Origin of the sequence: Cyanobium sp. Aljojuca 7D2, from assembly GCF_024346415.1 — a bacterium.
Classification (GTDB): domain Bacteria; phylum Cyanobacteriota; class Cyanobacteriia; order PCC-6307; family Cyanobiaceae; genus Cyanobium_A.
Map to the genome: position 1 here is coordinate 39,284 of NZ_JAGQCX010000003.1, position 10,887 is coordinate 50,170.

Sequence of the window (10,887 nt, forward strand, 5' to 3'; positions counted from 1 at the left end):
CCTCCCCTGACTGCCGGGCTGCTAGCTGGTCCTGTGCAGAAGCCCCAGACTGGAAGGACACCGCTCAACGCCGATGAGCACTGCCACCGCCCAACGACTCACGGCAATCCTTCACCGCGAGGAGGAGGTGTACGTGGCCGAGTGCCCGGAAGTGGGCACCGTGAGCCAAGGCGAAACCGTGGAAGAAGCCCTGGCCAACCTGCGGGAGGCCACAGAGCTTTTCCTGGAGGAGTGTCCCCAGCCGGTGCCGGTCCCGCGGCTGCTCACCACCTTTGAGGTGAGCGTTGCCTAAGCTCCCGCGCCTCCCTGCCGCCGAGGTGGTGGCAGCACTGAAGAGGCTGGGGTTTGAGGAGGTGCGCCAGAAAGGCAGCCACCTGGTGCTCCGCAGAACCAGCACCAACGCCGATGGCACGACTGGATCAGTGATCTGTGTGGTTCCCCTGCATCGCCGGGATTTGGCCATCGGCACCCTGGCCAGCGTGCTGCGTCAAGCCGGCGTCGATGGCGACACCTTCATCGAGGCCCTTTGAACTCCGCGCGCCATGACGAGGCCTGCGCGGCAGCCATCAACAGTTCCAGGCGCAGAAGAGCCCGGCGGGGTGAACCGCCGGGCGATGAATGGGCGACTGGGCTCGGGCCTCAGAGCACCCGCACCTCGGCCTGAGGCCCGAGCACCCGCTGCTGATTGGAGGCCAGGATCAGGGCTTCATCGCGGGGCACGTAGTGAGGCTCCGCAGAGAGGTGCCCCTCGCGATCAAGGAAGAGCACCCTGAGGAGCTCACCGGCAGCCCCGAGGAGATGCACCGAGATGATGCGGATCGGGCAGGAGCGACTGAGAGGAGTGGTGGCCATGGCTGGGCTGGCGAACGACACCGCCGTTCAGCCCCGGCGCTGCCAGCGCCAGGCAAGGGGCGCGCAGCGCCTCGCGTCAGCCCTTGCGTGGTGCGCAAGCCGGGGCAGGCCGGGTGGCGTGATCGCCAGCGCCAGGGCCTGGCCACGATCAGCTGAATCACCCCCAGCCGCTGCTGGTGATACCGGGCATCCGATCAGCGCCAGTGAGCATGGCGAACCAATCCGAAGTCGTTACGAGCGCGGGATAGCCCGTTACGAAAGAAGAAGAGCTGCAACGATTCCCGTCAGAGGCGAAAGGTAGCCTCTGGCACAAGTCACGTCGCTGACAGGACGCGATGGCCGGTCCATGCGAATTCTGCATTTCCTGGCCTGCGTTGTGGCGGCCTGTTGGGTAGGGCTGCGATCCAGGATCAGAGCAGCTGAGTGTGCTGCATGGTCTTCCTGCCGTCAACAAGCGACTTCCCGCCCGATCCCGAGCCGATGAGGCGTGAGGATCTCAACAGCACCTACCGCGAACTGCGCAGCTGCTACACCAGCTCCCTGCGCAGCCGCGGCCAGCACAGAAGCCTGGCCAACAAGGCCAAAGAAGAAGCGGCCCAGCTGCGGGTGAGGCTGCTGGCCTTGGCCAAACGTGAGGCGTCCGTGCGAACCGACGTCTACGAAATGCTGGAGATCGTCACCGTTATTGCTGGTGATCTGGAAGACGCCGGGGACGACCTAGTCAATGAATTCGGTCGGTACAAGTTGGGCCGCAGGACCTATCAGGGCGGCTCCTTTATTGGTGGCTTGGTGCAGGCGGTGATCCGCTTCATCAACCGCTGGACCACCACCAAAGAGAAGGTGGTGGAGCTCGACAAGAAGCGCCAGGCGTTCGTTGAAAAGAGTAAGGAGCTGCCGCCCCTGAGCCTCGGCGGCAACGGCCACCAGGGCCCTGTGGACATCGGCGTCCAGCAGTTGGATCTCCAGGAGATGGAGGATGAAGGGACCGCTGCAGAGGGAGGCCAGCGTGGGGCAAATCGCTGACACCCTGCGGGCAACCCTGCGGGACCTGGCGCAGTCCGATGCCCGCCTCTACCGGGGCCTGCAGGAGGAGCTTTCTTCTGATGCAACCCCCGCCACCAGTACGCCAACGGCGTTGCTGTCAGGTGAGGAGCGAGCCAACCGTGCCGACCTCGAGCCGTTGTCGGTGAAGGTGCTGTGGGGCCTGTGCAAAGAGCGGGGCATCAAGGGCCTCAGCAGCGGGCCCAAGCCGCAGCAGATCGAGGCCCTGCTCAACCATCCAGACGGCCCGCCCCTACGCACTGCCCTGCCGATCAAGGCCAGCAAGGGTGCAAAAGCCACCGGCAAGGTCGGTGGTGCCGACCTGCAACAGCTGGAGCAACGCCTCGATCGACTGGAGCTGCTGGTGCTGTTGATCGCTCAGCAGGTGGGTGTGCCACCCGAGGCGATCGCCCAACGGCTGGCCGCATCGTCCCCGCCGCCGAGCTGAGTCTTGCCCCAATCCATGCTGGTGAAGCCGGTGGAGCGGGGGAATCCCAGGGGGTGAACGCTCCCCGTGCGCTCCGTGGCGCTCAGATCTGCCCCGCGAGCACCTGCTGCATCACCTCCAGCAACCCATCGGCCAGGGGACGGTGGCAACTCAGCTGACTGCTCCAGATCGATCCCGCCAGAAGCTCCTCCGCACTGACCAGGGCCATGTCCTGACCCTCAAGCAGCTGCAGCTGCTCCAGCGGCACCGATAGCTCAGAGCGGAACACATGGGCTGTGCGGCGGTGGATGTGGTGCACCATCACCAGCTCCAGTACCGGGGGCTGCCAGCTGATCTCCTCCAGCAGCTCACGCCGCAGCGCCTGCTCCGGCGTCTCGCCAGGGTCGAGGTGTCCACCGAACAGGCCCCAGCAACCGGGGGCGACGATCGTGGGGATCTCGTCGCGCAGCTGCATCAGCCAGCGGCCCTCCCGCTGCAGCATCGCCAGGGCGACTTCAACTGCGATGGCTGCGATCAGGCTGCCGCCGGCCGGCGCTGCTGGGTGGCGACCAGTGCTGCCCCACCGGCTGCCAGCACCAGGCCACCGCTGATCGCCAGAAACACCAGGGTCTGCAGCAGCAACAGGGCGATGCCAACCGCTGATGCTGCGCCGATCTGCACCCTGGCCTTGATCAGCAGGGTGAGCAGCAGCATCACCGTGGCCTTGAGGGCCAGCACCTTGGCGGCAGTGAACGGGCAGAGGGGGTTCAGAAGCACGGCGGTAGTCCCGGTGTGCTCATGCTGGCGTGGCACCTGCACCAGCAGAGGCCGAAACATCCGCCTAGGATGTGTACACACTTTGCGGGGTGCTGCGTGGCTGTCCGTGTCGGCATTCGAGAGCTTCGGGCGCGCCTGGCCTCGCACCTGGAATCAGCCACCCCGCTGGAGGTGACGCGCCATGGGCGCACCGTTGGGCTCTATGTCCCCCTACCGCAAGAATCCGATCTCAACGAACGCGAGCGGCTCCTGGAAGCCGGCCGCCTCATGCAGGTTGAGCTGCAGCGAATGGGCCTGACAGAAGAGGAGCTGGCGGCTGACTTCAAGGACTGGAGGCGGGATCAGCAGCATCAGGCCCCGGCCTGATGGCAGAGCGCAAACGCTTGGTGCTTGACGCCAACATCCTCATCCGCGGCTGTCTCGGTGTCAGGGTGAGGGCTCTGATCGCCGATTCCGCCCGTGAGGTGGATTTCTTCGTGGCAGAGGCCAATGCCTCTGAAGCCTCGGGTTACCTCAGCGAACTGGCAGCCCGTCGAGGCCTTGATCTGCAGATCTGCCAGGAGGCCTTCCTCAGCCTGATGGAGGTGGTGCAGATCGTCGACAGCACCTGGATCGAAACGGCCAGGGACGAGGCGCTCAAGCGCATCCGCGATCCTGCTGACTGGCCCGCACTGGCTCTGGCGCTCCAGCTGGAGTGCGCCATCTGGACGGAAGACCAGGACTTTTTCGGCACCGGCGTGGCCACCTGGACCACGGCAACGGTGCAGCGCTATCTCGACTGCTGAGCTTCCGGTGGGTTGCCGCTGCCACGAGGTCAGCGCCTCCTCGATGTCAGCCGCTTCCAGTTGCGGGTAGGCCTGCAGGATCCGTTCACGGCTGCTGCCGCTGGCGATTAACCCCACGACCGTGCCCACCGTGATGCGCAGCCCGCGGATACAGGGCTTGCCGCCCACCACGGCGGGATCGTGGCTGATGCGGGAGAAGGCCATGGGCCAACCGTAGGCAGAAACCGCCGACTGGCCCCCTCAGGAAAGGGGCTAAGCAGCTCGGCCTGGCTGCAACTGGTGTTGCACCAGGAACGTCTCAATCCAGTCGTGGTGGCATTTCTGGTTGATCCGATCGGCGATCGTCACCGCCTCCTCGGGCACCTGAAACCGCTTGCGGAAGGCCCGGGTCAGGCTCTCCAGCAGGGGGCGTGGCAGGGCCCGCAGAGTGCTGTGGAGGTGCTGGATCGTCTCGGCATCGAGGGGGACCTGGCCGGAGTCGGCCGGGGCTGATGGTGGTGGAGTCGGTGCCGTGGCCTGGGTGCGGCCCTGAGCAGGGGAGGCAACGGCGGCGGATGGAGAACCAGCCGCCGGTCGGCCAACAGGTGCTCGCTGCCCGCCTGGCCGCTGGGCTCCATCACCATGGCCCGCAGCACTGCTGACCTGCCTCTGCGCCTTGTCGTACAACGCGAGGCCGAACGGGTTCCCGAAGGTCATCAGCGCCCGCTTCATGGCATCGGTTTCGGCCTCCTTGAGTGCCGATTCATGGGCCTGGCCGAGATCCGCGTCGATGCCGTGGCCGGCGCCGCTGCCTTCCCGAACCAGGGGTGTCAGACCACCGGCGGTGACGGTGACGCGCACGCGGGCGGTGTAGGTGACGCCCCAGCCTGGTTTCTGATCGCGTCCGATGAGGCGTTCGGCCTGGGCGACGCAGCGGACGGCGATCGTCTGCCGCTGCCAGCCATCGAAGCCAAAGATGCGGTTCGCTTCCGCGATCACCTGCCAACCCTCCAGATAGCTCACACGGCTGCGGCCCTGCTCCCGCTGGCGGACGTTGGCCCGATCGAGGGGAGCGGAGAGGGCAGCGAGCTGTTCTGGGGAGAAGCCGGAGGGCTGAGCCTGAGGAACGGAGCCAGCTTCTGGTGGGGCCTCCTCGGCGCGGTCAGCAGAGCGGATCAGCTCCAGGGCCGATGGAGGCCTCTGGCTGGGTCGAGGAGAAGCGGGGCGGCTGGTGGTGCGGGCCCCACTGGCGGAAGGAGCGGCGACGGTCATGGCGTTGGAAGCAATGGTGTGAGGAGGTGAGAGGGCCCCGGCTGCTCAGCCAGGACCCCACCTATGAGGGGGCTTTGCCCCCTCAGCAGATGCGCCAGGAGCGGCGGGAGAGGAGTTGGGCGCCGGTGATCTGCTGGCCCGCCTTGAGGGCCTCCTTGATGGCTGCCTTGTCCGGCTTGCTGGTGGTGGTGAAGCTCAGCCACGCGGGATCGAGGGCCTGCTCGTCGTCGATCACCACGGCAGAGGACTTGCGGGAGGTGAGCTCGTGATTCGGGAACGAGAAGCGGTTGGCTGTGGGCTGCAGCTGGGTGAGGACAAAGACCAGCGACTCCTCCAGGGCGTCGGCCCGGGAGGCATCGGAGCGGGACAGCTCGGTGAGCCGCTTGGCCTGCTGCTGGCGGTAGGCGGCCTGGCCGCGGAGGTGCTCGATCACCCAGCAGGTGGCATCGGCCTTGGCGGCCAGGGCCGCCTTGTTGCCTTCCTCGGCCAGCAGGGCAGCCTCCAGCTCGGCCAGGGCCTGGGCGCGGACCTCGGCGTCGTCGCTCTCCAGCTGCTCGGCCAGCTGGCCAACGGCGGTGGTGAGCTCCTGGGCCTCGATGCCCAGCTGCCAGAGGGAGCCTGAGCGCTGCAGGGAGCAGGACGGCCCGGCGGCCTGGGGGAGATATGGGGAAAGTGGAGCGGCGGGGGCAGTGAGAACAGCCATGGGGATGTGAATGGGAACGAGGAACAAGAGGAACGGGACGGCGGATGCCGCTCAGGCGGGGAGGGGCTCCGGCGAGAACGGCGGCGGCACTTCCATCACCACCACCGGCACCGGTGAGCGGGAGGAGCAGCGGCGGGCCTGCTGCACCAGCGAGGCCGTGCCTGCCCCACCGGGAAAAGCGATCACCAGCACCGAGGCGCTGAACGCTGGGGAGGTGTGGGCCTGGGCCTCGACCAGGGCCTGCTCGAGCAGAAGGCGATTGCGGATGGGGCCTGCACTGCGGCCATAGCGGCGCCAATCAGCGGCGAGGGACTGGACCCGCCAGCCGAGCTGATGGGCGGCACGGCCGATGGCACGATCAGCGCCACGGGCCCCGCCATGCAGGAGCAGATGGACAGGCCGGCTACCGCTGCGCTGGAGCAGGGCGGAGGCGATGCGCTCCTGGGGCCAGACGAGATCACGGCCACCGGCCGCGACGATGACGACCGAGCGATGGGCTGCCACCGGCGCCGGCAATAGGCCAGGAAGAGACAATGCAGCGGCCTGGGCCACTGCAGCAGAGGACAAGCTCATGGGCTACAGAGCAAACGAACGGGGCAAGTTGTCCGAGGATTTCGTTGCCGCAGGCGATGGGCTCGTGGCCTTTGGCGCAGCTCTTATTCTACCAGTACAAACGCACTGAGCAGCGGGCAGAATGGCTGCGGGGCAGTGGATCTACGCAAAGCAAAGCCATGCGCTGATGGATCGGAAAGCTGATAAGCAGACCCGCCAGATTCAGGGCTGAACAACCAGCTGAACAACCAGCTGACCGCGCAGCCGCGCGAGGAAACTTGGGGCCTTCCTCTTCCTCATCAACGCGGGCGAAGGCCCGGCCACCGCAGCCGCGGGAGAGCGGCCCTGCCTGCCCACCCCCACACCGGCCCCGGAGCGGAGGGCGGCGGCGGCTGGCCGATGCACGCCACGGCGCAGCCGTGGCACGCTGAAGGACGGCCGCCGCCGACCGGAGCCCTGCGGCGGTTGCTCAGCCCCAGGGAACGTCCAGGAACTCCACCAGCAGCACACCCCGGTGGGTGCCGTGGATCTTCACCAGGCCAGCTTTGGCGGCACGCTCCATGCCGGGACGCTCCTTGCGCACCTGCTCGGCGGTGGCAAGCACCCGCACCCAGCCGCCAGTCATGAAGTCTTCGCTGCCGGTCTCAAAGGCCTGCAGCCGCCGGTGCTGGTTGCTGTTGCGTTCGTAGTACAGGCCCCCGCCTGTGGGATCGGTCCCCTCTGCCCAGACCTGATCGACCATCAGCTTTCCGATCGCCAGTGGATCCTGCGCCGCTGCGTCAATGACTTCACCATCGAGCACCAGGGGGTTGCCCGGGTCGTCACGGTTGTCGGAAACGATCAATCGGTGGGCCATGACAGGGTTCTGCTCAGCCCCTTGCTGTCGTCTGATGGAGCATCTCAGTCTGGCCCCGGATCAGTGGCCAGCCTGAACGTCTCCAGATTCAACGGCCCCTCCTCTCATCCTGCGGGTCATGGCCTGAGGCTTGAGCCACCTGACCTGGCACCGGCGCTTTCAGGTGCGGCACGGCAGCGAGAATCTGCCTCCAACAGCGGTCATCCATCACAGATGGTGAATGACGGTATAAAAGACGGTATAGAAAGCACCACCCGTTGTCCCAAACCGTCCCAGGGAATCCAATCTGATCCGCTGCACACGGACACCCTCTCCGCTTTCCAAGGGTTTTCAAAGGGTCTGGTACGTCCAGACCCTTTGCTGGTTCTGGGGTTTTGGCAGGTTGGTCGTCCAGGGACATCCACCTAAAACCAGGGTCGCCGAAAAAGTTGGTTGGGGGATTTGTTGGGGTATGACTACTTGCGTGTTGGGGTATTTCTCAAATGCCTTTCACCGACAGCGATCTTAGGGCGCTTCAACCCCAGTCCAAGAAATATCGGGTTTCTGCTGGGGAGTCCTTGTTTGTTGAGGTCTACCCCAATGGCGGGTGCCTTGGACGCTGACTCCAACAGTTCTGATGCCACTGCCGAGTAGTGAAGCAGGTTTCCATCGGCAGTAGGGATCATCAGTTGATGTCCCAACCACTTTTTTCCTGTTTTCTCAGATCTTTGAGTTCTTTGTAGAGACCTTTTGTTTGCTGATAAGCATCTTCTGGTGAGAGTTTTCCTGCCAACTCAAGTCCTGCTATGAGACTTACCTTGTCTCCAGACCTTGCGAGTGTCCTTTCAAAAGTGGAAAGGCCTTCATACATTGGGAATCCCCCATCTCTTGTTTGATTCATCTTAACTGATGAGTGGTTCCCTTCTGCTGATGTCACTGCTCAACTTGTGACTCTACTTAAGGTCGCAACCAAATAGTTTTTATTTGGATTAACCCCACAACTCCAACCCAAGACCCGCCAACGCTGCCGCCCTCCTAAGGCAAGATGAAGCAGCAACCTCAGCAGCAGGTGCCTGGGATTTTGATTCCAGTGGTTCAGAGGCAACTGCCGAGTAGTGGAGCAGGTCTCCATCAGCAGTGGGGATGGTCAGGCGCCCAGTGATCACCACAGCACCACCAACCTCCTGAACGCTCTGAACCTCCCAACACCAACCAGGAGCACGGTGATGAAGGTGGCGAGCGATGGTGTTCCAGGGGCAGTAGGTCAGGGTCGTGTTGCCCTGCTTCCTCGTCTTGAGGTGCCGAGGGTCAATGGGGCGTGACAGATCCGCCAGGGTTTCGGCAGTGGGTCGCAGAGAGAACTTGATGGCAGCAGGTGCCTGAGTGCCGTTGCTTGAGGTCTTGAGCATTGGATAGAACCTCTGTGGGTTTCACTGCTGTGATTATAGCGTCTAGCGCAGTATTCGTAAAGTTTTGTGCTGCGATTCCTGTTGCTCGCGTAGCGTTGAGATCTACCCGCCAAAGCAGTGTGGAAACCCACTCTCAACCCCTGCTGGATGCGCTTGATCACATCTGCCATCAGGTAGATCGTGACCCTGAGATTGAGGAAGAGTTTTATGGTGCCAACACCCCAGAGGAGATGGTGGCATTGGCGGTAGCGGCAGGCATCTTTATTGACGCTGATGACTTCCGCGCTCTCTTGACCAGTGGCAGCACCGAGTTTTGGACTGTTCGTGGCGACGATCAGACCAACCCAATTGCCCACCTCCAGCGGGTGTTCCGTCGCTGATACATGCCTTACTAGGCGTTGAAGCGATCAGTAATCGTCGCCGTATTTGACCGTTGAGGTGGCATTCATCAACTCAACGGTGGTCTGATAACCCTGTGCCACGGTGACCTCGTGCTGAATGCCGATATCCCGCAGGGTGGCGACATCAAACTCAGGAGCGGTGATCCAACTGAACCCCTTGCCAAAGGTGTTGTCAGGGTTCACCACATACCAATGGCAGGCAGTGTCGGGGACGGCAACGGAGCACTTTTTCCAGTCGTTGTCCCACTGGGGCACTTGAACGAAGGACAGCACCGCAAATAGGATCCCGAAGAGACTCGTGAACATTGCCGCCTTTACAAGTAGTAATATATTACCAGAATTTGCTTCGATCGGTCCCTCTCAGGTTTCCTCCTGAACTGCCACCAGATAGGTGCTCACCAGCGGTTGTGCCCGCCCATCGCGCTGTGCCTGCTGCTGAAGACCCTTGATGGTCTCCTTGGTTTCGGGTGAGTATTCCCAGGAGGTTCGCGACCGCTGGCGAAGAACCCAACCACCAGGGGCACGAACACCAAAGCGCAGTTCGGCATCGCCAAAGGTGGAAAGCAGTTCGGCGTCAATCACCTGCCGTTCCTGCTCCAGGGTCTTGATGGTGCTTGTGACCTCCACCCGCCTCTGAATCAGTTGGTCGGCATTGAGGTCTGCCAGGTGGGGGAATGGGTCTGGTCGCTCTGGTGGCAGGGTCTTGAGCAGATGACTCAGTGCTCCTGGCGGTAGTGGTGTCATTTGTTTCCATAAATCGCTCCCTCCTTCACCAGGGTGTCGTAATAGATGCCGATGGCGTCTTCCACGATGGCGGCAAGGGTGGTGGGTTGATTGGTGCGTTGGCGAAACTCCTGAATGGCGGATACCAGTTCCATCGTCTCGTCGCTGAGGCGGATACCGAACTGCTTGGGAGCGTCAGGATGGTCGTATGCCATTGCTGCTGGGATGGGTCGCGTGATTCTGGCGTGGGATTCCGCCAGCGCCAGCAGCGGTCTGGGTTTTCATCGTGACGCCACCAAGCAATGTTGATCAGCAGCGGCGACTGCCTGCTCCAGGGTCTGGTGACTGGAGAGGATGGTTGTCTCCCAGCACATCTCGCCAACTTGGGTTCGGCGGGAAAGATCAAACTCACCCGTGAAGCGTGAGAGGCGAATGGATAGACCCTCGTGCTCTGGGGTGGCGAAGTGCCAGTGGCGGGGAATGGATTGCTGAAGCATCGGATGGAACCTCTGTGGGTTTCTGGGAAAAGGGTTGGAGGGGCGAACTGCTATGAGTTTCTTGCCCCTCAACACTGAAATCATAGCACAGGGGACTGGTAACAGTGCTCCTTGTGCTGCTTTTGTCGCTCAGACGGCAACCAGTTCGGGTGCTTCCTGTGCTGATGCCACTTCCAAGGCGATGGCATCCACCACCTGATCGGCGGCAGAACGCTGAGGGGTGCTGGTCAGGTCGCCAATGCGGGCATCCAGTGTCCTGATGAACAGGGTGCTGAACTCGCTGCTTACCTTGCTGGCAAGGATGTCAGCGGCAAACGCCCAGTGCTGAACCATCACGGCGTTGGAGAGGCGACCATCAGCAACGGCATCGCTGGATTCCTGCTCCCACTGGCAGCACTGGTTCCGAATGGCGGCAACGATCACGCTCTGGGCAGCGTTGATGGTCGCCAGGTCAAGGGTGGAAAGGTCGGTGGGCATTGGTCTGATCCTCTGTGGGATTCGGGTGAGTGGTTGAGAGGGCGGGTTTCTATGAACCTCTTGCCCTCAACACAGCAATCATAGCACATTGAACTGGAGAGCGAGCGCCTGATACCTCTATTCATTGAGGAATGTTCCGCTCGGTGCTGGTGTGTGT

General features: G+C 63.1%; 19 protein-coding genes and 1 pseudogene. 7 read left to right on the forward strand and 13 right to left on the reverse strand.

Annotated features, from left to right (window positions below; genetic code table 11):
• Positions 1–73: 73 nt before the first annotated feature.
• Together KBY57_RS04410 and KBY57_RS04415 are read left to right on the forward strand one after the other, a co-directional pair.
• The gene (locus KBY57_RS04410; RefSeq protein WP_254994667.1) at positions 74–292 is read left to right on the forward strand and encodes a type II toxin-antitoxin system HicB family antitoxin; all 219 of its coding nucleotides are present in this window, start codon (positions 74–76) and stop codon (positions 290–292) included.
• A complete protein-coding gene (locus KBY57_RS04415; RefSeq protein ID WP_254994668.1) occupies positions 285–530 on the forward strand; it encodes a type II toxin-antitoxin system HicA family toxin in 246 nt (81 codons plus the stop codon). Before KBY57_RS04410 ends, KBY57_RS04415 begins: the two co-directional genes overlap by 8 nt.
• 109 nt (positions 531–639) lie before the next feature.
• Here the strand turns inward: KBY57_RS04415 and KBY57_RS04420 are convergent, their stop codons facing one another.
• The gene (locus KBY57_RS04420; protein WP_254994669.1) at positions 640–873 is read right to left on the reverse strand and encodes a hypothetical protein; all 234 of its coding nucleotides are present in this window, start codon (positions 871–873) and stop codon (positions 640–642) included.
• Positions 874–1,284: 411 nt separating this feature from the next.
• Between KBY57_RS04420 and KBY57_RS04425 the strand changes: the two genes are divergently transcribed.
• Entirely contained in the window at positions 1,285–1,875 is a 591-nt protein-coding gene (locus KBY57_RS04425) for a hypothetical protein (protein ID WP_254994670.1), read from the forward strand.
• Positions 1,859–2,341: a hypothetical protein gene (locus KBY57_RS04430; RefSeq protein WP_254994671.1), complete on the forward strand. Its 483-nt coding sequence runs from the start codon at positions 1,859–1,861 to the stop codon at positions 2,339–2,341. The genes KBY57_RS04425 and KBY57_RS04430 overlap by 17 nt, the downstream gene beginning before the upstream one ends.
• Before the next feature lie 82 nt (positions 2,342–2,423).
• On the opposite strand, the gene KBY57_RS04435 is transcribed toward KBY57_RS04430, so the two are convergent.
• Positions 2,424–2,846, reverse strand: coding sequence for an NUDIX hydrolase (locus tag KBY57_RS04435; RefSeq protein WP_254994866.1), 423 nt, complete (start codon positions 2,844–2,846; stop codon positions 2,424–2,426).
• An 8-nt stretch (positions 2,847–2,854) separates the two neighbouring features.
• The gene (locus KBY57_RS04440; protein WP_254994672.1) at positions 2,855–3,157 is read right to left on the reverse strand and encodes a hypothetical protein; all 303 of its coding nucleotides are present in this window, start codon (positions 3,155–3,157) and stop codon (positions 2,855–2,857) included.
• A gap of 36 nt (positions 3,158–3,193) precedes the next feature.
• Between KBY57_RS04440 and KBY57_RS04445 the strand changes: the two genes are divergently transcribed.
• The gene (locus tag KBY57_RS04445) at positions 3,194–3,463 is read left to right on the forward strand and encodes a prevent-host-death protein (protein ID WP_254994673.1); all 270 of its coding nucleotides are present in this window, start codon (positions 3,194–3,196) and stop codon (positions 3,461–3,463) included.
• Positions 3,463–3,882 carry a PIN domain-containing protein gene (locus KBY57_RS04450; protein ID WP_254994674.1) on the forward strand — a complete coding sequence of 140 codons (420 nt, stop codon included), beginning with the start codon at positions 3,463–3,465 and terminating at the stop codon, positions 3,880–3,882. Before KBY57_RS04445 ends, KBY57_RS04450 begins: the two co-directional genes overlap by 1 nt.
• A gap of 42 nt (positions 3,883–3,924) precedes the next feature.
• On the opposite strand, the pseudogene KBY57_RS04455 reads toward KBY57_RS04450, so the two are convergent.
• The 6 genes and pseudogenes from KBY57_RS04455 to KBY57_RS04480 form a co-directional block, all read right to left on the reverse strand.
• Positions 3,925–4,086: pseudogene (locus tag KBY57_RS04455) on the reverse strand (DUF433 domain-containing protein); the annotation flags it as partial.
• 48 nt (positions 4,087–4,134) lie between these two features.
• Complete coding sequence (locus tag KBY57_RS04460) at positions 4,135–5,133, reverse strand: RAD52 family DNA repair protein (RefSeq protein WP_254994675.1); 999 nt, start codon at positions 5,131–5,133, stop codon at positions 4,135–4,137.
• Positions 5,134–5,215: 82 nt separating this feature from the next.
• Positions 5,216–5,836, reverse strand: coding sequence for a siphovirus Gp157 family protein (locus tag KBY57_RS04465; RefSeq protein ID WP_254994676.1), 621 nt, complete (start codon positions 5,834–5,836; stop codon positions 5,216–5,218).
• Between the two features lie 51 nt (positions 5,837–5,887).
• Complete coding sequence (locus KBY57_RS04470; protein WP_254994677.1) at positions 5,888–6,409, reverse strand: SLOG family protein; 522 nt, start codon at positions 6,407–6,409, stop codon at positions 5,888–5,890.
• Between the two features lie 448 nt (positions 6,410–6,857).
• Positions 6,858–7,244: a hypothetical protein gene (locus KBY57_RS04475; protein ID WP_254994678.1), complete on the reverse strand. Its 387-nt coding sequence runs from the start codon at positions 7,242–7,244 to the stop codon at positions 6,858–6,860.
• A 664-nt stretch (positions 7,245–7,908) separates the two neighbouring features.
• Positions 7,909–8,160 carry a hypothetical protein gene (locus KBY57_RS04480; protein ID WP_254994679.1) on the reverse strand — a complete coding sequence of 84 codons (252 nt, stop codon included), beginning with the start codon at positions 8,158–8,160 and terminating at the stop codon, positions 7,909–7,911.
• Between the two features lie 591 nt (positions 8,161–8,751).
• On the opposite strand from KBY57_RS04480, the gene KBY57_RS04485 reads away from it, so the two are divergent.
• Positions 8,752–9,012 (forward strand): Nif11-like leader peptide family natural product precursor, encoded by a 261-nt coding sequence (locus tag KBY57_RS04485; protein WP_254994680.1) that lies wholly within the window; start codon positions 8,752–8,754, stop codon positions 9,010–9,012.
• Positions 9,013–9,039: 27 nt separating this feature from the next.
• Here the strand turns inward: KBY57_RS04485 and KBY57_RS04490 are convergent, their stop codons facing one another.
• The 4 genes from KBY57_RS04490 to KBY57_RS04505 all read right to left on the reverse strand — a co-directional run bounded on the left by KBY57_RS04490 (position 9,040) and on the right by KBY57_RS04505 (position 10,730).
• Positions 9,040–9,306, reverse strand: coding sequence for a hypothetical protein (locus tag KBY57_RS04490; RefSeq protein WP_409996404.1), 267 nt, complete (start codon positions 9,304–9,306; stop codon positions 9,040–9,042).
• Between the two features lie 87 nt (positions 9,307–9,393).
• Positions 9,394–9,777, reverse strand: a complete 384-nt coding sequence (locus tag KBY57_RS04495) for a hypothetical protein (RefSeq protein WP_254994681.1) — start codon at positions 9,775–9,777, stop codon at positions 9,394–9,396.
• Positions 9,774–9,971: a hypothetical protein gene (locus KBY57_RS04500; protein ID WP_254994682.1), complete on the reverse strand. Its 198-nt coding sequence runs from the start codon at positions 9,969–9,971 to the stop codon at positions 9,774–9,776. The genes KBY57_RS04495 and KBY57_RS04500 overlap by 4 nt, the downstream gene beginning before the upstream one ends.
• A gap of 411 nt (positions 9,972–10,382) precedes the next feature.
• Positions 10,383–10,730: a hypothetical protein gene (locus KBY57_RS04505; protein WP_254994683.1), complete on the reverse strand. Its 348-nt coding sequence runs from the start codon at positions 10,728–10,730 to the stop codon at positions 10,383–10,385.
• Positions 10,731–10,887 lie beyond the last annotated feature (157 nt).